Source organism: Psychromarinibacter sp. S121, from assembly GCF_049801035.1.
Taxonomy (GTDB): Bacteria; Pseudomonadota; Alphaproteobacteria; order Rhodobacterales; family Rhodobacteraceae; genus Psychromarinibacter.
Genome location: NZ_JBNAGE010000003.1, coordinates 183,440 through 204,189 on the forward strand (window position 1 = coordinate 183,440; position 20,750 = coordinate 204,189).

General features: G+C 66.2%; 17 protein-coding genes. 10 read left to right on the plus strand and 7 right to left on the minus strand.

The features are described from left to right. The 4 genes from ACP156_RS14630 to ACP156_RS14645 all read right to left on the minus strand — a co-directional run bounded on the left by ACP156_RS14630 (position 1) and on the right by ACP156_RS14645 (position 3,841). On the minus strand, positions 1–918 hold the full coding sequence (locus ACP156_RS14630; RefSeq protein WP_425052097.1) for a dienelactone hydrolase family protein: 918 nt from the start codon (positions 916–918) through the stop codon (positions 1–3). Next, on the minus strand, positions 915–2,093 hold the full coding sequence (locus ACP156_RS14635) for a mandelate racemase/muconate lactonizing enzyme family protein (RefSeq protein ID WP_425052098.1): 1,179 nt from the start codon (positions 2,091–2,093) through the stop codon (positions 915–917). Before ACP156_RS14635 ends, ACP156_RS14630 begins: the two co-directional genes overlap by 4 nt. Before the next feature lie 155 nt (positions 2,094–2,248). Beyond that, positions 2,249–3,118 carry an SMP-30/gluconolactonase/LRE family protein gene (locus tag ACP156_RS14640; RefSeq protein WP_425052099.1) on the minus strand — a complete coding sequence of 290 codons (870 nt, stop codon included), beginning with the start codon at positions 3,116–3,118 and terminating at the stop codon, positions 2,249–2,251. Between the two features lie 9 nt (positions 3,119–3,127). Next, positions 3,128–3,841: a FadR/GntR family transcriptional regulator gene (locus ACP156_RS14645; RefSeq protein WP_425052100.1), complete on the minus strand. Its 714-nt coding sequence runs from the start codon at positions 3,839–3,841 to the stop codon at positions 3,128–3,130. A gap of 211 nt (positions 3,842–4,052) precedes the next feature. On the opposite strand from ACP156_RS14645, the gene ACP156_RS14650 reads away from it, so the two are divergent. From ACP156_RS14650 to ACP156_RS14685, 8 genes are all read left to right on the plus strand, one after another. Continuing rightward, entirely contained in the window at positions 4,053–5,987 is a 1,935-nt protein-coding gene (locus ACP156_RS14650; protein ID WP_425052101.1) for an ABC transporter substrate-binding protein, read from the plus strand. A 194-nt stretch (positions 5,988–6,181) separates the two neighbouring features. Further along, the gene (locus tag ACP156_RS14655; protein WP_425052102.1) at positions 6,182–7,168 is read left to right on the plus strand and encodes an ABC transporter permease; all 987 of its coding nucleotides are present in this window, start codon (positions 6,182–6,184) and stop codon (positions 7,166–7,168) included. Then, positions 7,161–8,327 (plus strand): ABC transporter permease, encoded by a 1,167-nt coding sequence (locus ACP156_RS14660; RefSeq protein ID WP_425052103.1) that lies wholly within the window; start codon positions 7,161–7,163, stop codon positions 8,325–8,327. The genes ACP156_RS14655 and ACP156_RS14660 overlap by 8 nt, the downstream gene beginning before the upstream one ends. 111 nt (positions 8,328–8,438) lie before the next feature. Beyond that, positions 8,439–10,121 carry an ABC transporter ATP-binding protein gene (locus tag ACP156_RS14665; protein WP_425052104.1) on the plus strand — a complete coding sequence of 561 codons (1,683 nt, stop codon included), beginning with the start codon at positions 8,439–8,441 and terminating at the stop codon, positions 10,119–10,121. Next, positions 10,118–11,320: a mandelate racemase/muconate lactonizing enzyme family protein gene (locus ACP156_RS14670; RefSeq protein ID WP_425052105.1), complete on the plus strand. Its 1,203-nt coding sequence runs from the start codon at positions 10,118–10,120 to the stop codon at positions 11,318–11,320. Before ACP156_RS14665 ends, ACP156_RS14670 begins: the two co-directional genes overlap by 4 nt. Then, positions 11,317–12,222 carry an alpha/beta hydrolase gene (locus ACP156_RS14675; RefSeq protein WP_425052106.1) on the plus strand — a complete coding sequence of 302 codons (906 nt, stop codon included), beginning with the start codon at positions 11,317–11,319 and terminating at the stop codon, positions 12,220–12,222. The genes ACP156_RS14670 and ACP156_RS14675 overlap by 4 nt, the downstream gene beginning before the upstream one ends. After that, complete coding sequence (locus tag ACP156_RS14680; RefSeq protein ID WP_425052107.1) at positions 12,222–13,373, plus strand: enolase C-terminal domain-like protein; 1,152 nt, start codon at positions 12,222–12,224, stop codon at positions 13,371–13,373. Before ACP156_RS14675 ends, ACP156_RS14680 begins: the two co-directional genes overlap by 1 nt. Before the next feature lie 230 nt (positions 13,374–13,603). After that, positions 13,604–14,830: an enolase C-terminal domain-like protein gene (locus tag ACP156_RS14685; RefSeq protein ID WP_425052108.1), complete on the plus strand. Its 1,227-nt coding sequence runs from the start codon at positions 13,604–13,606 to the stop codon at positions 14,828–14,830. Positions 14,831–14,903: 73 nt separating this feature from the next. Here ACP156_RS14685 and fsa read toward each other — a convergent pair whose 3' ends face one another. Then, positions 14,904–15,557, minus strand: a complete 654-nt coding sequence (fsa, locus tag ACP156_RS14690; RefSeq protein ID WP_425052109.1) for a fructose-6-phosphate aldolase — start codon at positions 15,555–15,557, stop codon at positions 14,904–14,906. Between the two features lie 100 nt (positions 15,558–15,657). Here fsa and ACP156_RS14695 point away from each other — a divergent pair, with 100 nt between their 5' ends. Both ACP156_RS14695 and ACP156_RS14700 read left to right on the plus strand, forming a co-directional pair. Then, on the plus strand, positions 15,658–15,768 hold the full coding sequence (locus tag ACP156_RS14695; RefSeq protein ID WP_425052110.1) for a DUF6653 family protein: 111 nt from the start codon (positions 15,658–15,660) through the stop codon (positions 15,766–15,768). Continuing rightward, a complete protein-coding gene (locus tag ACP156_RS14700; RefSeq protein ID WP_425052111.1) occupies positions 15,765–17,963 on the plus strand; it encodes a primosomal protein N' in 2,199 nt (732 codons plus the stop codon). Before ACP156_RS14695 ends, ACP156_RS14700 begins: the two co-directional genes overlap by 4 nt. Before the next feature lie 7 nt (positions 17,964–17,970). Here ACP156_RS14700 and ACP156_RS14705 read toward each other — a convergent pair whose 3' ends face one another. Continuing rightward, positions 17,971–18,567 carry an MOSC domain-containing protein gene (locus tag ACP156_RS14705; protein ID WP_425052112.1) on the minus strand — a complete coding sequence of 199 codons (597 nt, stop codon included), beginning with the start codon at positions 18,565–18,567 and terminating at the stop codon, positions 17,971–17,973. 129 nt (positions 18,568–18,696) lie between these two features. After that, positions 18,697–20,619 carry an ATP-dependent zinc metalloprotease FtsH gene (gene ftsH / locus ACP156_RS14710; RefSeq protein WP_425052113.1) on the minus strand — a complete coding sequence of 641 codons (1,923 nt, stop codon included), beginning with the start codon at positions 20,617–20,619 and terminating at the stop codon, positions 18,697–18,699. Between the last annotated feature and the right edge of the window lie 131 nt (positions 20,620–20,750).

Here is a 20,750-nt window from a genome sequence, read left to right on the forward strand (position 1 = left end):
TCAGTTGAAGTCGTGGTGCCCGCGCGCGGCGGCGCGGGCAAGGAAATCCAGCACGGCGACGCGCATCGGCGCGGTTTCTCCGTGCCCGGCGTCCGGGTCGATGGCGCAGGTCAGTGCCGGGTCGTGGTTGGCATAAGCCGCGCGCAGCCGGGTCAGCGCCGCGTCGCGGGCAGCGGGCGGCGTCAGGTGGTCCTTGCCGCCGTGGCAGGCAAACTGCGGGCGGGGCGCGATCAGGCCGGCGACGTCGCCCGCCTCGGCGAGGTTGAGGAAACCGGGCACGGACAGGTAGAAGCCGTGGCGCGCGTGGGTGCCGTCCTCGATCAGCGGGGCGATGTCGGCCAGCATGCACAGGTGCGCGCAGCCCGCCACACGCGGTTCCAGCGCGGCAAGCCAGTAGGCATGCGCCGCGCCCATCGACAGGCCCAGCGTGAAGATGCGGGACGCGTCTATATCGGCGCGCTGGGCGAGATAGCCGAAGGCCGCGCCAAGGTCGTTCAGCATGTGGCCGAACAGGCTTTCGCCCCGCCAGAACAGCGCCTTGGCCATGTCGTTCTCGTCGCCCTCGTCGCGGCGGTCGCCGAAGCCGGCCATGTCGACGCAAAGGGCGGCGAAGCCGGCGTTGGCCAGCGCCGCGCCGTAGCCCGGGGCCTGCAGGAACCGGCTGCCCTGCATCATCTCGCGGCGTCCAAGGCGATAGTCGCCGCCATGGGCATGGCAGTACAGCACCGCGGGGCAGGGGAGGCGCCGGTCCGGCAGGATAAGCGTCGCGGGCATCGGGCCGCGCGGGCCCCGCAGCACGAGTTCTTCCAGCGGCAAGCCGCCGTCGGAGCGTGACGCCTTTTGCGACAGCAGCGTGGCCGGGCGCGGCGACCAGCCGGTCAGGTCCTGAAGCCGGGAGCGAAGCGCATCAGCCGTCATGGGAAGGCGATGGACCCGTCGGGGCGTTTGGGCAGTTTGCGCTCCCAGTGCACGTAGCGGTCGGTCTTCAGGTAATCCTCGTCGATCTCCACGCCCCAGCCGGGACGGTCGGGGCGAAGGTCCAGGTGCCCGTCGACCGGCAGGTAGGGATCCTTGACGTAAGCCGCGCTTTCGTCGCTGTCCGACAGCCCGTGCCCGGTATAGGCGGCACCGTGCGGCAGGCGGTATTCGAGGATCTTGAAGTTGGGGCAGGCGGCAGAGAAGTGCAGGTTCACCGCCGTCGCCAGCGGTCCCATCGGGTTGTGCGGCGCGACGTTCACGTAGAACGCCTCGGCCAGCGCGGCGATCTTGCGCATTTCGTAAAGCCCGCCCACCACGCAGATGTCGGGCTGCACGATATCGGCGCCCCCGGCCTGTAGCAGCCGCAGGAATTCCCAGCGGTTGTACAGCGACTCGCCCGTGGCAAGCGGCACTTTCAGTTGCTTCTTGAGAGCCCCCCACGCGTCGATGTTTTCTGGTCGCATGGGTTCTTCGTAAAACAGCGGGTGGTGCGGGGCCAGCACGTCGCCCAGTTGCGCGGCCTGCCACGGTTCCCACAGCTTGGCGTGGGCGTCATAGGCGAACTCGAAGTCCGGACACAGCGCGGCGGTTTTCTCGACCCAGTCGCCGGTGGCCTTCAGCACCTTGCCCCAAGGTTCCGCGTGGATATCGTTGCGGTAGGGGGACAGTTTGAACGCCGTCAGCCCGTATTCCTCGTTCTTCGCGGTGCAGAAGTCACGGATGTCCTCGGGCTCGGGCGCCGAGTAGACGCCCAGGTAGACCCGCACCCGGTCGCGGACGTGGCCGCCCAGCAGCCGGTAGACCGGCACGCCAAGCGCCTTTGCGTTCAGGTCCCACAGCGCATGATCGATGCCCGAGATCGCGGCCAGCCCCATGGCGCCGGGCGGAAAGCGCGACTGTTGCAGCAGCTTGAGGATCAGCCGTTCGATGCAGGTGGCGTCCTCGCCTTCGATCTGGAGGTAGAGGTAGTCCAGCAAGGGCGGCAGCGCGCGGTCGGGCCCGTGGTTATAGCACTCGCCCCAACCTGTGATGCCCTCGTCGGTGTCGATGGCGACCAGAACGCGCGGGCGGTCGCGATCGGCGGACATATAGCTGCGAAGGCCGGTGATCTTCATTGGAAATGCCTTTTCGGGTTCTGAACGGGGCCGGGGATGGCCCGCGGTGCTGGCGCGGCGTCCCGGAATGTCTGGTCAGGTCAAGGCAGCCGGGGGCTGCGGGCGTCGTGTGGTGAACCGGCCCCGTGCGATGGCAGAGGGCCGGGGACAAAGTTTCAGCCGGGGAAGCGGGCCTGCGGGACGCCCTGACAGCCGGTGCCGGTGACGGCGAACAGGCTGCCGGCCTCGGGCTGTTTCGGGTCGTCCGCCGCACCGATGGACGTGACATAGAGGATATCGAGGTTCGCGCCGCCCCACATCGGCTTGGTGGGCCGTTCCACCGGCATGTCGATGGTCATGTCGACCGTCCCGTCCGGTGTGATGCGGTACAACTGCCAGCCGCCGACGCCCGCTTGCCAATAACAGCCATCGGCATCGACCGTGCCGCCGTCGGGCCGCCCCGGCACGACGCGGGTGTCGAAGAACACGCGCGGCTCGCCCGGCGAGCCGGTATCGGTGTCGTAGTCGGCGGCCCAGATCGTGCGGACGTCCGGGTTGGAATCGGAGAAGTACATCGTCCGGCCGTCGGGCGAGAAGGCGAGGCCGTTGGTGGTGAAGATGCCGTCCTTCCACTTGGTGACCGAGAAATCCGGGTCCATGCGGTAGAACGCGCCCTGCGGTGCAGGAGGGCCGCCATCGTCTTTCATCGTCCCGGCCCAGAACCGGCCCTGCATGTCGGTGGTGCCGTCGTTGAACCGATTGCCGGGAAGATCCGCCTCGGGGTCTGTCAGCTCGGACCGTTCGCCGGTGTCCGGGTCAAACAGCCAGAAGCCGCTTTTGGCCGCGACCACCATCCCGCCCTGTTCGCGGATCGCGAAACAGCCGACCGGTTCGCCGAAGTCGAAGGTGATGTTGGCGCCGCTTTCCTCGGTGCGGTGAATCAGGCCGGCCTTTATGTCGACCCACCACAGGGCCTGCCCGCGATCATCCCACACGGCACCCTCGCCAAGCTGCGAACGGCTTGGCAGCACGCATTCTACCTGCATGTCTCCTCCCTAGACTCCCTTGAATATCCTCTCGCGCGAGGCGGCGAGGTGCTGGTCCATCGCCCGTTCCGCGGCCTTGCTGTCGCCGGCCTCGATCGCGTCGACGATTCCGTAGTGTTCGTTCCGCATCCCGGCCTTGCCACGGGCATATCCGGACGCGGTCAGGCGGCGCAGGAAATGGCCCATGAACATGGTGTGCGGCCGCAGCATGTGCAGCGTTTCCAGCAGGAACCGGTTGCCCGCGATCTCGGCGATGCGGATGTGGAAATTCACGTCTTGCTCGACCGTGGCGACGCCCGCCTCGATGTCCTTGTCCATCTGCGTCAGCCGCCGCCGCAGATCGGCCACCTGCTCGGGCGAGGCGCGGCCAGCGGCCAGCGCGGCGGTGCGCGTCTCTATCATCCGCCGGTAGTCGAAGAAGGCGGTCATGTCGTCGATCGACCCGATCGGGGTGAACCCGCCCTCGGAGTCCGAATCCCCGGAACTGACGAAGCTGCCCGCGCCCCGGCGCGAGGTGACCAGTCCGGCGTCCCGAAGCCGGGCCAGCGCCGCGCGCACGACGGGGCGCGACACGCCGAATTCCGACGACAATTCCATCTCGGACGGCAGCCGTTGCCCAAGCCCATAGGTGCCGGACTGGATACGTTCGAGAAGTGATTGATAAATCTGTTCTTCCAGACGCGGCCCGGCCCCCGCGCCGCTGTCGCGCGCGGTCTCTCGCAAGAGGTTCCTGGCTTCTTCCGTTGTCCTGTCGCCGGTGTCGTTCAATTGTCTGTCCCGCTTTTGCGTGACCTCCCCGCGTTCGGCATAGCGCAGATCCGGTCTGACAACCACATTACAGCATCGTTTTAATTGTTTGACAACTGATGACAACTGGTGGCACGGTTTGACCCGGCGGGACCTCAACGAGTCCCGGCAATGGGAGGAAAATCTGATGACAGTATTCTGGCGCGGACTGCGCCCATTGACGTTTGCCGGTGCGGCTCTTGGCGTGATGCTGAGCCCGCTATCGGCCCTTGCCTATCAGGAGGCCCCCGCTCTGGCAGAGCGTGTCGCGGCCGGGGATCTGCCGCCGGTGGAGGAACGGCTGCCAGAGAGCCCCGAGGTCGTGACGCCGTTCGAGTCGGTGGGCACCTATGGCGGCAAGATCCGCCGCGTCCTTGGCGGTTCGAATGACCACAACTCGATCCTGCGGTTCATCGGCAACCAGGGCCTGACCCGCTGGAAGCCCGACTTCTCGGAAGTGATCCCGAACGTTGCGGAAAGCTGGGAGGTCAACGAGGAGGGCTCCGAGTTCACCTTCCACCTGCGTGCGGGCATGAAGTGGTCGGACGGCGAGCCGTTCACCGCGGACGACATCCTGTTCTTCGTCAACGACCTGCTGCACAACGAAGAGTTCTATCCGAACCCGCCGGCGCGCTTCGTGGTCAACGGCGAGGCGATGACCGCCGAGAAGGTCGACGATTACACCGTCATCCTGAAGTTCGCGGCGCCCTACGGCACCTTCCTGACAGAGCTGGCGACCCCGCTGGCGCAGGAGCCGGTCCTGTGGGCCAAGCACTATTGCGAGCAGTTCCACCCGACCTACAACGCGGACGTTCAGTCGATGGTCGACGAGACCGAGGCCGTCGAGGACTGGCCGGCCCTGTTCCGCCTGAAGTGCGGCGAGGTCGAGGCTCCGAACCGCTGGGCCAACGCCGAGCGTCCGACGCTGGACCCGTGGGTCGTCGTCGAAGGCGGCGAGTACAACGCCGGCGCCACCCAGGTGGTGATGGAGCGCAACCCGTATTTCTGGCAGGTCGATACCGACGGAAACCAGCTTCCCTACATCGACGCGGTCGAGCAGAACGTGGCGCAGGACAATGAAACCCTCGTTCTCGAGGCGATTGCCGGCAACATCGACATGCAGCGTCGCCGGATCTCGGGACTGGCCAACAAGCCCGTCTTTGCCGAGAACGCCGAGAAGGCGGGGATCAACATCCTGGATATGGTGAACTCGAACTCGAACACCATGGCGATCCACTTCAACCACACCCACAAAGACCCGGTGATGCGCGAGATGATCCGCAACAAGCTGGTCCGCGAGGCGCTGTCGCTGGCGATCGATCGGGAAGAGATCATCGACATCGTGTACCAGGGCCAGGGCATTCCGTGGCAGATCGGGCCGCGCCCCGACCACGGGCTCTACAACGAGCAGCTTGGCACCCAGTTCACGGATTACGATCCCGACCGCGCCAACGAACTGCTGGACGAGGCCGGTTATGCCGAGCGTGACGGCGACGGCTATCGCCTTCTGCCGGACGGCCGCCGGTTCACCTTCAATGTCCAGTACACGGGCATCGAGCAGCCGGACTGGGGCGACTCGCTGGAGATCATCAGCGAGCAGTGGGAAGAGATCGGCGTCGAGCTGAACATCTCGTCCGTCGAACGGTCGATCTACTACTCGCGCGGCGAGGCCAACGAGCATGACTTCATGGTCTGGGGCGCGCCGGGTGGTCTGGACCCGACCCTCAGCCCGCGTGACGTGCTGGCGGTTCACCCGCAGGCCTCGTGGTTCGCGATCCCGTGGACCCGCTGGTACCTGTCCGGCGGTGCTGACGGCGAAGAGCCCTCGGAGTCGATGAAGAAGCGTCTCGAACTGTACGACGCCTTCAAGAAGGAAGCCGATCAGGACAAGGCGCTGGATATCTTCCGCGAGATCCACCAGATGGCGGCGGACGAGATGGAGATCATCGGCATCTCGCTGGCTCCGAACCTTGTCGGCGTCGTGAAGAAGGATCTGGGCAACGTGCCGCCCTCGATCCCCGCTTCGTGGATGTATCCGGACCCGGCGCCGACGCTTCCGGCAACCTACTACTGGAAGAAGTAAGTCTTACAACTTCCAAAGGGTGCGCGCATAGCGCGCACCCTACGAGTTGGGGTTCGCTGGGTGCGGCCACGCGTGTCCACCCATCCTGCCCGTAGGGTGCGCCCCCGCGCGCACCGTTACGAGCCGGGCGTGTCACCACCCCTTCCTGTCCGTAGGGTGCGCGCCTGCGCGCACCATCCGCAGAAAGCCACGCCATGCTGTTGCGCTATATCCTGAAGCGGATCTTCTGGATGATCCCGTTTCTCTTCGCCGTCTCCATCGTGGCGTTCCTGCTGATCCAGGCGCCTCCGGGCGACTATCTCACGACCTATATCGCCAAGCTGGGTGAATCGAACGAGGTGCTGGATCAAGCGTCGATCGAGAACCTGCGCGAACGCTTCGGGCTCGATAAGCCGCTGTACGTTCAATACTTCCGCTGGGTCGGCAACCTGCTGCAGGGCGATTTCGGCATGTCGTTCGAATGGCGGCAGCCGGTCAGCGATCTGATCTGGGGCCGCATGGCGCTGACGGTCACGCTGTCTTTCGCGACGCTGTTGTTCACCTGGGCCGTCGCCTTTCCGATCGGCGTCTACTCGGCCGTTCGCAAGTATTCCATCGGCGACTACGTCGCCACCACGCTGGGCTTCATCGGCCTCGCGACCCCGAATTTCCTGCTGGCGCTGATCCTGATGTACATCGGCGTCGTCCACTTCGGCGCCGACGTCGGTGGCCTGTTCTCGAACGAATACAAGAACGCCCCGTGGAGCTGGGCCAAGGTCTGGGACCTGATCCAGCATCTTTGGCTGCCGGTGATCGTTCTGGGCACCTCGGCCACCGCTTCGCTGATCCGCATCATGCGCGCCAACCTGTTGGACGAACTGCACCGTCCCTACGTGGACACCGCCCGCGCCAAGGGTCTGTCCGAATTCTGGCTGATCATGAAATACCCGGTCCGAGTCGCGCTGAACCCGTTCATCTCGACCATCGGCTGGGTGCTGCCCAACCTCGTCTCGGGCGCGGTCGTCACCGCCATCGTGCTGTCGCTGCCCACGGCGGGGCCGCTGATGCTGCAGGCGCTGCTGGCGCAGGACATGTACCTTGCCGGCGCCTTCGTGCTGCTGCTGTCGTCGCTGACGGTGGTGGGCATGCTGATCTCTGACATCCTCCTCGTCCTTCTGGACCCGCGGGTGAAATATGACTGACACGACCGAAGCCATGGGCGAGACCGCCGCCGACACCGCGGAAATCGCAGCAGAGACCGGCCACCGCGGCCGCGATGTCGCCATCGCAAGCCAGTGGCAGCTGATCTGGTGGGCGTTCCGGCGGCACAAGCTGGCGATGATCGGGCTGTGGGTGATCGGCCTGATGTACCTGATCGCGCTGTTCTGCGAGATCGTGGCGCCGAACGATCCCACGCAGCAGAACCGGCGCGGCGTCTACCACCCGCCGCAGATGGTCCACTTCATCGACCGCAGCGAAGACGGCTGGCGGATCAAGCCCTACGTCTGGGAGATGGACCGCGAGCGCGACCCCGAGACGCTGGCGATCACATACGTGCCGTCGGGCGAGAAGACGTACCTCACGCTGTTCGGGCGCGGCGAGGAATACCGGATGTGGGGGCTGTTCGACTGGGACGTGCACCTGCTGGCGACCGAGAAGCCGCGCGACAACTTCTACATCTTCGGCGCCGACCGGCTGGGCCGGGACATGTTCAGCAGGGTCGTCTATGGCACCCGCGTGTCGATGTCGATCGGCCTTGTGGGCGTGGCCATCGCGATGGTGCTGGGCATCGCGCTGGGCGGGGCGTCGGGCTATTACGGCGGTCGCGTGGACGCGGTGATCCAGCGGCTGATCGAGTTCGTTCTGTCGCTGCCGACCATCCCGATCTGGCTGGCGCTGGCCGCGGCGCTGCCGCCGTCATGGCCGGTCTACCAGCAGTATTTCGTGATCACCCTGATCGTGTCGCTGGTGGGCTGGACCGAACTGGGCCGGGTGGTGCGCGGCCGCTTCCTTGCGATGAAGAACGAGGATTTCGTGATCGCCGCCCGTCTCGACGGCGCGAGCGAGCGGCGGATCATCGTGCGGCACATGCTGCCGTCGCTGACCTCGCACATCATCGCCTCGCTGACGCTGGCGATCCCGCTGATGATCCTTGCCGAAACCTCGTTGTCGTTCCTCGGCCTCGGCCTGCAGCCGCCCGCGATCTCGTGGGGGGTCCTGCTGAAAGAGGCGCAGAACATCCGCTCGATCAGCCAGGCGCCCTGGCTGTTCATCCCCGGTGGCTTCGTCGTGGTGGCGGTGCTGGCCTTCAACTTCCTCGGAGACGGAATGCGCGATGCGGCAGATCCCTACAGTCACTGACCGGCCGGCCCGCCCGGCGATCCGAATGGCGTGGGCGTCGGAGCGAGGGGCGCCGCCCCTCGCGCTCCCCGGAGGTATTTGGAAAGAGAAGAAGCAGGGAGGGCGCGCGCGATGAGCCGGCCTGTCATCCAGATCGAGAACCTGAACGTCGGGTTCAACGTGCGGCAGGGGATGCTGGACGTGCTGCACGGGATCAGCTTCGACCTGCACCGGGGCAAGACCACCTGCGTCGTCGGCGAAAGCGGGTCAGGAAAGTCGGTCACCGCGCGGACGATTTTGAACATGGTGCCGCGCCCGGGTGTCATCAACGGCGGGCGCATCCTGTTCAACCCCGAGAGCGGCGAGACCATCGAGCTGACCGCGCTGGACCCGCGAGGCCGCGAGATCCGGGCGATCCGGGGCGGGCGCGTCGGCATGATCTTTCAGGAGCCGATGTCCTCGCTGTCGCCGGTGCATACCATCGGCAGCCAGATCGTCGAGGCGATCCGACTGCACCGCGACGTGTCGAAGAAGGACGCCAAGGCGATGGCGGTCGAAAGCCTGCGGCAGGTGGAGATCCCGAACCCGGAGAAGGCGGTGGACCGTTATGCGTTCGAGTTCTCCGGCGGGATGCGGCAGCGGGCGATGATCGCGATGGCTCTGGCTTGCCGGCCCGAGGTGCTGATCGCGGACGAGCCGACCACCGCGCTGGACGTCACCACGCAGGCCGAGATCCTCGACCTGATGCGGCGGCTGCAGGAAGAACTCGGCATGGCGATCATGTTCATTACCCACGATATGGGGGTGGTGGCCGAGATCGCCGACGAGGTGGTGGTGATGGAGAAGGGGCACGTGGTCGAGAAGGGCGACGTGAACCGGATCTTCTATCACGCGGAGCACCCGTATACGCAGAAGCTGCTGGGCGCGGTGCGGCGGCTGGAGGAGCCCGCGACCGCCAAGGTCCGGCCCGCGCAGGATGCGCCGGATATCCTGAAGGTGCGCGACCTGCAGCTGCATTTCGAGAAGCGCGAGGGTTTCTTGCAGCGGGTGACGGATGTGACCCGCGCGGTCGACGGGATCAGCTTTGACCTCAGGAAGGGCGAGGCGCTGGGGATCGTCGGCGAAAGCGGCTCGGGCAAGACGACGGTCGGGCGCTGCATCGCGCGGGTCTACGATCCGCAGGCCGGGTCGGTGGATTACGCAGGGCGCGACCTTGTCACCGCCGGGAAGGAGGAACTGCGCGACACGCGGCAGCAGATCCGGATGATCTTTCAGGACCCGTTCGCCAGCCTTAACCCGCGGATGACCGTGAAGCAGCTGATCGCGGAGCCGCTGATCGTCAACGGCATCGCGCAGGGAAAGGAACTGGACGAGCGGGTCGCGAAGCTGTTGACCGAGGTGGGGCTCGACCCAGGGATGATGGAGCGCTATCCGCACGCGTTCAGCGGCGGCCAGCGCCAGCGCATCGTGGTGGCGCGGGCCATCGCGCTGGAACCGAAGCTGGTGATCGCGGACGAGCCGACCAGCGCGCTTGACGTGTCGATCCGGACGCAGGTGCTGGACCTGCTGTTGAAGCTGCAGGCCGAGATGGGGCTGTCCTTCATCTTCATCAGTCACGACATGGCGGTGATCCGGTACTTCTGCGACCGCGTCGCGGTGATGTACCGAGGCAAGATCGTCGAGATCGGAGAGACCGAGCAGATCATCACCGACCCGCAGCATCCCTACACCAAGGCGCTGCTGTCCTCGGTTCCGATCTCGGATCCGTCGCAGCGCGGCACACGGCAGCGGCATCGCTACGTGGAGACGGCATGAAGATCACCGGGGTCAACACCTACCTGATGCAGGCGGGCGCACGGCCCGACCTGACACGCGCCATGGGGGCGGACGCGGACTTTCGCGGCTCGCGCTGCTGGCTGTTCGTCGAGATCGAGACCGACGAGGGGATCACGGGCGTCGGCGAATGCTCCGGCTGGCCGCGGGTGGTCGAAACCGCGGTGCGTGACCTCGCCACGGTGATGGTGGGCGAGGATCCCTCGTCGATCGACCGGCTGTGGGGCGTGCTGTACCGCGCGATGATGGGGCACGGGCTGACCGGCACGGTGGGCTCGGGCGCTTTGTCCGGGATCGAGATGGCGCTGTGGGACATCAAGGGCAAGGCGCTGGGCGCGCCGGTCTGGCAGTTGCTGGGCGGCGCGATCCGCGAGCGTATCCCTGTCTATGGCCACGCCCATACCGCCGACGAGGCGCTGGCGCTGAAGGGCATGGGCTATACCGCGCTGAAGACGCCGTTCACCGGCATCGTCGATTTCGATCGCATCGCGATGCTGCGCGACACGGTGGGGCCGGAGATGGACATCGCTGTCGACGCGCACGGGCCGTCGTGGATGAATGTCTCGGACGCGATCCTTGTGGGGCGTGAACTGGAGGCGTTCGATCTTCTGTTCTACGAGGATCCGGTGCCGCCCGAGAACCTGGACATGCTCGCACGTCTGCGGGACCACGTGGCGGTGCCTCTGGCGGCGGGAGAGCGGGTCGGCACGGTGCACGGGTTGCGGCCCTATATCGAGCGCGACCTTGTCGACGTGGTTCAGCCCGACACCGGGCGGGGCGGCGGCATCACCCAGATGCGCAAGATCGCCACCATGGCAGAGCCGCACGGCATCATGCTTGCGCCGCACTCCGGCTCGTTGGGGCCGGTGGCGGAGTTCGCGGCGTTGCACATCATGGCCACGGTGCCGAATGCGCTGCTGCTGGAACGCATCGAGTTCGACTGGGAGGGTCGCTACGACGTGGTGACGCCTGTCCTGAAGGTCGAGGATGGCTGCCTGCCGATCCCGACCGCGCCGGGGCTGGGGGTCGAACTGGTCAAGGACGAGATCGCGAAATACCCCGTGATCCGCAACGTGGCGAAGGCGCCGGCGGACAACGGTCGCGCCTATGTGCCCGGCACGGCCGCCGAGGCGGTGCATGTACAGACCCGGCGGGGCCGGGCAAGGAGCCTTCGCGCATGACGGAACAGATGGCGCTGGCGCCCGGCATGGCCGCGACGCTGGCAGAGGAAACGCGCCTGAAGGCGCTGAACGACCCCGATGCGACGGCGGCGTACTGGGCCGAGGGTGCGCCCGGCGTCGCCGCGGTCGAGGACCTGACCTATCCAGGCGCCGCCGGGCAGACACAGGCGGCGCGGCTGTACCGGGGTTCGGACGCGGCGACGGCGCCGGTGCTGCTGTACCTGCACGGGGGCGGCTGGACCGGGGGCAGCATCGCGTTGAACGAGGCAGCCTGCCGCGCGCTTGCCGCTGAAAGCGGTTGGGCCGTGATGTCCGTAAGCTACCGGCTGGCGCCCGCCGACCCCTATCCGGCGGGTCTGAACGACGCGCAGGCGGCGTTGGCGTGGCTGGCCGACAACGCCGCCTCGCTTGGGCTGGATCCGGCGCGGATTGCGATTGGCGGCGCGTCGGCAGGAGCCAACCTTGCGCTCGCCTGTGCGCTGTCGCGTCCCGGCGCCACGGTTGGGCTGCTGCTGGTTTACGGCGTGTACGACCGCGATTTCGGTCGCGACAGCTATCGCCGGTTCGGCGAGGGTCCGGGGCTGAGCGCCGCGCGGATGCAAGAGCTGTTCTCAATGTACGCGCCCGACGCGGGTAACGAGCCGCTGGTCGTGCCGCTGCATTCCACCGATCTGTCCACGCTTCCGCCCGCCTGCCTGATTGCCGCCGAACTGGACGTTCTGGCCGATGAAAGCGCCGACATGGCCGAGGCGCTGCGCAAGGCGGGCGTCGACACCGATTACCACCAAGAGCCGGGGGTAACCCACGGCTTCATCAACCGCGGGCGCCATCTGCCCGCCGCCCGCGCCTGCCTGTCGCGCGGGGCCGATTTCCTGCAACGCCTGTCCGGGGACCACACCTGATGAAGATCGAAACCGTCGAGGCGATCACCTTTCGCCATTCCACCAACACCGTCCGCGACAGCGACGGTCACGGCCACCCCGGCCCGGTCAGCCAGACCACCAGTTCGCTTCTGGTCATCACCTGCGATGACGGCACACAGGGAATGGTCGCCTGCCGGGGCGGCGATGTGCGCGAGTATCTGCTAGAGCGGTTCGTCCGCCCCAACCTGATCGGCAAGGACCCTCTGGCGACCGAGAAGCTGTGGTACGGGGTCTACAAGTGGCAGCGCCTGTCCGGGGGCGAGTTGACCGACCGCGCGCTGGCGGCGGTGGATCTTGCGCTTTGGGACCTCAAGGGCAAGGCGGCGGGCATGCCGGTCTGGAAGATGCTGGGCGGGTATCGCCCGAAGATCCTTGCCTATGGCTCGACGATGTGCGGCGACGATCTGGAGAACGGGCTGGCGACGCCCGAGGATTACGCGAACTTCGCCGAGTGGATGGTCAAGCGCGGCTACAAGGCGATCAAGCTGCATGGCTGGATGCCGCCGGTTCCCGGCGCGCCCGACGTGCGGATGGACTACAAGGCCTGCGCCGCCGTGCGCGAGGTGGTGGGGCCGGACTTTCCGCTGATGCTGGATCCGCATCACTTCTATTCACGCACCGACGTGCTGTGGCTGGCCGAGAAGCTGGCGGACCTGGACTACCGCTGGATGGAAGAGCCGATGGAAGAGGCGTCGATGTCCTCTTACAAGTGGCTGACGTCGAACTCGCGGCTGAACATCCTTGGCCCCGAGACGATGACCGGCAAGCACTGGACCCGCGGCGAGTGGGTCAAGCACGACGCCTGCGACCTTGTCCGGTCCGGTGTCTGGGACGTGGGTGGCATCTCTCCGGCGATGAAATGCGCCAACATGGCGGAGTGCTTCCACATGTCCTGCGAGATGCACGGCACCGGGGCGGGCAACCTTGCCGTGGCGCTGGCGATCCCGAACACGTCCTTCTACGAGCGCGGGCTGCTGCATCCGTTCATCGACTACGACGAGCCCAAGGAATACCAGAACCGGATCGACGACGAGATGGATGCCGACGGCTACGTTCATGGCCGCGACGAGCCGGGGCTCGGGCAGGATCTGAACATGGACTACATCGAGGCGAACCGGGTGAACGGGTGAACCGATCACAGATAAGGAGCGAAGCCGTGGCTGCGCCGACCTGCGGGGTGGCGCACCGACATCGCCACGGATCGCTTTATATCGGCCAAGCTTGGACGACCTCTGGCGCTGCCTGTGCCGCCAGACAAGCGCCGCCCCGGGGGGCGGGTCGGCGCTGGCGCGGCGGCCCTGCGGGCCTTGTTTCCGCGCCGTGGAACCCGCCGGGCCTAGCAACAGCATAGAGAGCAAGAATGACCGACCTTCGCATCGCCGACATTCGCGTGACGCCGATCGCCTTTTACGACCCGCCGCTGCTGAACAACTCGGGCTGCCACCAGCCCTATGCCCTGCGCTCGGTGATCGAGGTCGAGACAGAAGACGGCGTCATCGGTCTTGGCGAAAGCTACGGTACCGAGGATGTGCTGGCCGGGCTGGCCGCGCTTGCTCCTGCTTGCCGGGGACTGGCCGTTACCGACCTGAACGGACTGTGGGCGCGGACCGCCCATGCGCTGCCCGATGCCCCGACGCGTCTGCGTCTGCGGGTTGGCGGTGCGGTCGAGGTTGCGATGTGGGACGCGCTGGGCAAGGCGACGGGGCAGCGCGTGGTGGATCTGCTGGGGGGGCAGGTGCGTCCGTCGGTGCCGTTCTCGGCCTATCTGTTCTACAAGTTCGCGGGCCACGCGAACGAACAGCCTGACGACTGGGGCGAGGTTCTGTCACCCGAACAACTGGTCGACGAGGCCCGAAGCCTGGTCGCCGCCTACGGGTTCAAGGCGATCAAGCTGAAGGCCGGCGTGCTGGAACCGCTGGCCGAGATCGCGGGGCTCGAGGCGTTGCGCGACGCCTTCCCCGACGCGCCGCTGCGGATCGACCCGAACGGAGGCTGGCATGTCCACACGGTGCTGGACCTGCTGCCCCGGCTGGAAGGGCTGGTGGAATATCTGGAAGACCCGACGAAGGGCATCGACGGCAACGCGGTGATTCAGGCGGCGACCGACGTGCCGCTGGCCACAAACATGTATGTCGTCGAGCCGTCCCACCTGCCGCCCAACATGAAACACGATGCCTTCCGCGTGATCCTGTCGGATCACCACTATTGGGGCGGGCTGAAGGCGAGCCGCGATTTGGCCGAGATCTGCCGGATCTGGGGGCTGGGCCTGTCGATGCACTCGAACTCGCACCTTGGCATCTCTCTGGCGGCGATGACGCATCTGGCGGCGGCGACGCCGAACCTGACCTACGACTGCGACACGCACCAGCCGTGGCAGACCGACGAGGTGATCGAGGGCGGCAAGCTGCCCATCGTGGACGGGGCTGTAAAGGTGCCGGAGGGGCCGGGGCTGGGCGTCACGCTGGACCGGGCGGAACTGAAACGGCTGAAAGCGAATTTCGAGGCGCTGGAGTATCGCACCCGCGACGACGCGACCGAGATGCGCAAGCACTGGCCCGACTGGAAGTTCGGGCGGCCGAAGTTCTGACCGTGGTCGCGAGATGCGCCACGAAAAAGGCCGCCGGGATGTCCGGCGGCCTTTTGCATCTGGATCGACTGGATCAGAGGATCTTCTGACCCGTCTTTTCCCAGTCCTTCATGAAGGCATCGAGCCCCTTGTCCGTCAGGACGTGGTTCGCCATCGCCTTGATCACGGCGGGCGGCGCGGTGGCCACGTCGGCGCCGATCTTGGCGGCTTCGGACATATGGTTGGCCGAGCGGATCGAGGCCGCAAGGATCTGGGTCTCGAAGCCGTAGTTGTCATAGATCTCGCGGATGTCGGCGATCAGTTCCATCCCGTCGAGGTTCAGGTCGTCGAGGCGGCCGATGAAGGGCGAGATGAACGTCGCGCCGGCCTTGGCCGCCAGCAGCGCCTGGTTGGCCGAGAAGCACAGGGTCACGTTGACCATGTTGCCTTCGCCCGACAGCACCTTGCAGGCCTTCAGGCCGTCCCAGGTCAGCGGCACCTTGATCGTGATGTTGTCGGCGATCTTCTTAAGCTCGCGGCCTTCGGCGATCATGCCTTCGGCGTCCAGCGCCACGGTCTCGGCGGACACGGGGCCGTCGACCATGTCGCAGATTTCCTTGGTGACTTCCTTGATGTCACGGCCGGACTTCATGATCAGCGAGGGGTTGGTGGTCACACCGTCGACCATGCCGAGCTCGTGAAGCTCGCGGATCGCATCGACGTCTGCGGTGTCTACGAAGAATTTCATCTGGGCCTCCTAGGGGGACGCTTGCGGTTGGGGCACTGTTAGCGCATGCCAACGGAGTGTTAAAGTAGAACCGGGCCGTCCACCGGCGAGAGGGCGCATCATGGACATCTACCGTCTGGCCGGACTGGCCCTTGCCATGGGCGGGAAGGCATGGTTCGTCGACCGCATGGTCTGGCTATACGAAGACATGACGCGCGAGGGAGACGCGTGAGCGAACTGCCGTCGCATTTCGAGGAGGGCGCACTGGTTGGCGTGCTGACCACGCAGCCGCTCGACCGCCTGCTGGACTACAAGGCGCCCGAGGGCGGATGCTTTGTCGGCGCCTTCGTAGAGGTGCCGCTTGGACCCCGCAAAGTGCTGGGCGTCGTCTGGGGGCCGGGCCGCGGCGACTTTGACATATCGAAGATTCGCAGCGTGATCAGGGTGCTGGACGCTGCCCCGATGCTTGACGAAATGCGACAATTCCTTGGGCGGGCGGCGGACTACACGCTGACCCCGATGCCCGCGATGCTGCGGCTGGCGACGCGCTCGCCCGGGCTGGGCGATCCACCCTCGATGCGCAAGGTCTACCGGTTGGGGCAGTCCGAGCCCGACCGCATGACTGACGCCCGTCGCCGCGTGCTGGAGGTGCTGAAGGAATACGGCGGGCTGTCCTTCACGCTTGGCGAACTGGCAGAGACGGCGGGCGTGACATCGTCGGTCGTGAAGGGGTTGGTGAAACAGGGCGCCGTGTCAGAAGAGGAAAGCCCGCGCGACCTGCCGTACCCGCTATTGGACCCCGAGCTGCCGGGCAAGGAACTGACCGGCGATCAGGCCGCGGGGGCCGAGGCGCTGGCAGCCGCGATCCGGTCGGGGGCCTACGGCACAACGCTGCTGAAGGGCGTAACCGGCTCTGGCAAAACGGAAGTCTACCTTGAAGCCGTGGCCGAATGCCTGCGCCGGGGGCGGCAGGCGTTGGTGCTGCTGCCCGAGATCGCGCTGACGGCGGAGTTCCTGAAGCGGGTCGAGGCGCGGTTCGGTGCGATGCCGACCGAATGGCACTCGGGCGTAACGATGACCGAGCGGCGGCGGGCGTGGAAGATGGTGGGCGAGGGCGGCGCGCAGCTTGTCGTCGGCGCGCGCTCGGCGCTGTTTCTGCCCTTCCGCGATCTTGGATTGATCGTCATCGACGAGGAACACGATACCTCGTACAAGCAGGAAGATGGCGTCCTGTACAATGCCCGCGACATGGCAGTGCTGCGCGCGTCCATCGCGTCCGCGCAGGTGATCCTTGCGTCGGCCACCCCGTCGCTGGAAAGCTGGGTCAATGCCGAAAGCGGGAAATATACAAGGCTAGAGCTGAAATCACGCTTTGGGGCGTCCGAATTGCCGGATATGTCCGCGATCGACATGCGGGACGAAGAGCTTCCTTCCAGCCGCTGGGTGTCGCCGTCGTTGCAGGCAGCGGTGCGCGAACGGCTTGAGGCTGGCGAGCAATCGCTGCTGTTTCTGAACCGGCGCGGCTATGCCCCGGTCACCATCTGCCGGGCCTGCGGCCACCAGATTGCCTGCGACCACTGCGACGCCCGGATGGTCGAGCACCGGTTTCTGAAGCGGCTGGTGTGCCACCAGTGCGGCGAGACGAAACCTATGCCCACGGTCTGCCCGTCTTGCGAGGCGGAAGACAAGCTGGCCCCGGTCGGCCCCGGCGTCGAGCGATTGCACGAGGAAGCGGCGGAACTGTTCCCCGACGCGCGGATCGCGGTGCTGTCGTCGGACCTGTTCGGCTCGGCGCGGGCTTTGAAAGCCAAGGTCGAGGAAATCGCGTCCGGCGCGGCGGATATCGTGATCGGCACGCAATTGGTCGCGAAGGGCCACAACTTTCCGCTGCTGACCTTGGTCGGCGTGATCGACGCCGACCTCGGGCTTCAGGGCTCGGACCTGCGCGCGGCAGAGCGGACGTTCCAGTTGATGCGGCAGGTGGCGGGCCGGGCAGGGCGGGCGGAAAGAGCGGGCATCGCGCTGTTGCAGACCTTCCAGCCCGAGCATCCGGTGATCCGGGCGATCCTGTCGGGCGACGAGGAAGGCTTTTGGCGCGCAGAGGCGGCCGAACGAAAGGCAGCCGGCGTGCCGCCCTATGGCCGGATGGCCGGTATCGTGCTGTCCTCCCCCGACGCGCAAGAGGCTTTCGACGTCGGCGGAGCCTTGTCGCGGGCTGACGGGCCGCTGCGGCGGATCGGGGCGCAGGTCTACGGCCCGGCCCCGGCGCCGATTGCCCGGATCCGGGGACGGCACCGGGTGCGGCTGCTGGTGAAGGCCGAGAAAACCGCGCCGTTACAGGCGGCGCTGGCGCAGTGGGTGGCGCAGATCAGGCTGCCCAACAACCTGCGCCTGTCGATCGATATCGACCCGCAAAGTTTCTACTGATCGCGCCTTACTGCGCCGCCATCGCCATCGGCGCCCAAGCGCGCTGGGTCGGGACGAACAGAGCAATCTCGTCGCCGACGGCCAGCGGACCCTCGCGTTCGACCCAAGCCGTCACGCCGCGCAGGCCTTCGGCCGAGGGCTTGAACGCCTTGCCGTGGCCGGGCCGTTCCTTTTCGATCTCTTTCGCCGGAAACTGGCACGGCCCGTTTTCAAGGTCGATGGTCAGAACGGTGCCTGCGGGCGTCTGAAGTCGCGAACCGGGCGGAACGTGGCTGAAGTCCGGGATGCCCTCCACCACCATGGACGCGCCCAGAAGGGCGGGGTCCAGTGCCTCCAGCCCCATCTTCGACGCGATCAGGGCCAGTTCCTCGACGGACAGGATAGAGATCTGCCGGGTGTTTCGGATCTCGGTGCCGCGTTCGTATAGCATGGTGAACCGCGAACAGGAGGGCCGCGTCAGCCCGCCGTGCGCCTCGCCCTCGAAACCGGTCATCGCGGCGTCGACGCGATCCAGCGGTTCGGCGCGCAGGCTGGCGTCGCGGTTGGGCACGCGGCCAAGCCACGCGATTTTGGCGGTAAGATCGGAGCGGACAAGCGCGGGCATCGGGCGGGTTCCTTGGGCTGATTTCCGGCTGCAGTCTGCCACCGCCGCCCGCCAGCGGCAATCCGCAGCCGCCCAAAGAAAAACCCCGCGCCGGGGCGCGGGGTTTTCCAGATCTGGTCAGAACCGGGATCAGGTCGGTTCGGGGTTCATCCCGCCGTCGCCGGAAGGCTTCGCCTTGGGTTTGGTCTTGGGGATCGCCGTGACGCTGGCGGTGCCGCCCTTGTCGTCGCGGTGATCGTCCTCGTCGTCGCCACGGTTCAGCGGTTCGCCGGCGATCACCTTGGTGATCTCGTCGCCGGTCAGCGTCTCATACTCCAACAGACCCTGTGCCAGACGATGCAGATCCTCGTTCCGTTCGGTGAGGATGCGCTTGGCCACTTCGTAACCCTCGTCGATCAGGTCTTTCACCTTCGCGTCGATGCGCTTTTGCATGTCGTCAGAGTGGTTGGTGCCGCCACCGTAAGCGCCAAGATAGGACTGCTGTTCGTTGGCATAGTCGACATAGCCCAGTTCCTCGGCAAAGCCGAACTGGGTCACCATGGCTCGCGCAATCTTGGACACCTGCTGGATGTCCGAAGCGGCGCCCGAGGTCACGTTCTCCTTGCCGAAGATCAGCTCTTCCGCGACGCGTCCGCCCATCGCCATGGCGATCTTGGACTTGTACTTGGTCAGCGTGACCGACAGCTGGTCGCGTTCCGGCAGCGACAGCACCAGACCCAGCGCGCGGCCGCGCGGGATGATGGTCGCCTTGTGGATCGGGTCATGTTGCGGGACGTTCAGGCCGACGATCGCATGGCCCGCCTCGTGGTAGGCGGTCAGCTTCTTCTCGTCGTCGGTCATGACCATCGAGCGGCGTTCGCTGCCCATCATAACCTTGTCCTTCGCGTTCTCGAAGTCTTCCATCGTGACGAACCGGCGACCCACGCGAGCGGCCATCAGCGCCGCCTCGTTCACGAGGTTCGCAAGGTCGGCGCCCGAGAAGCCCGGCGTACCGCGCGCGATGATGCGCAGGTCCACGTCGGGACCCAGCGGCACCTTGCGGGCGTGGACCGACAGGATCTTCTCGCGGCCCTTGATGTCCGGGTTCGGCACCTGCACCTGACGGTCGAAACGGCCGGGACGCAGCAGGGCGGGGTCCAGCACGTCGGGACGGTTGGTCGCGGCGACGATGATGATGCCTTCGTTGGCCTCGAAGCCGTCCATCTCGACAAGCAGCTGGTTCAGCGTCTGCTCGCGCTCGTCGTTGCCGCCGCCGTAGCCAACGCCACGCGACCGGCCAACGGCGTCGATTTCGTCGATGAAGACGATGCAGGGCGCGTTCTTCTTGGCCTGCTCGAACATGTCGCGGACACGGCTGGCGCCGACGCCAACGAACATCTCGACGAAGTCAGAACCGGAGATGGTGAAGAACGGCACGCCCGCTTCGCCCGCGATGGCGCGGGCAAGCAGCGTCTTACCGGTACCCGGAGGGCCGACCAGAAGCGCGCCTTTGGGGATCTTACCGCCAAGACGGCTGAACTTCTGCGGGTTACGCAGGAATTCGACGATCTCTTCCAGCTCGTCCTTCGCCTCGTCGATGCCGGCGACATCGTCGAAGGTGACGCGGCCATGCTTCTCGGTCAGCAGCTTGGCGCGCGACTTGCCGAAGCCCATCGCGCCGCCACGGCCACCGCCCTGCATCCGGTTCATGAAGTAGATCCAGACGCCGATCAGCAGCAGGAAGGGCAGGAAGGTCATCAGGATCGTCTGGAACCCGGACTGTTCCTGCGGTTTCGCGTTCACCGTCACGTTGTTGGTGATCAGCATGTCGGTGATGTTCGCGTCGTCGGGGCGGACGGTCATGTAGTCCTGTCCGTCGTTCCCGCGGAACAGGACACGCTCGCCGTCGATGGTGACCGAGCTGACCTCGTCATCCTGCACGCGCTCGACGAATTCGGAATAGCTGATCGAGCGGGTCGTCATCGTGGACTGACCGCCGCTGAACAGGTTGAACAGCGCAAGGATCAGCAGGAACAGCACGACCCAAAACGCGATATTTCTGGCGTTACCCAAAAGTGGACCTCCAAGAATTGCCCGACGCCGGAGCCTGCGCGGACCTGCTGGACTAAAATAGGCATCGGAGCGGGATCTTCAACGAGAAAGGCCACCTGAAACGCCGGTGTGCGGAAGGGTCACGGCAGGGT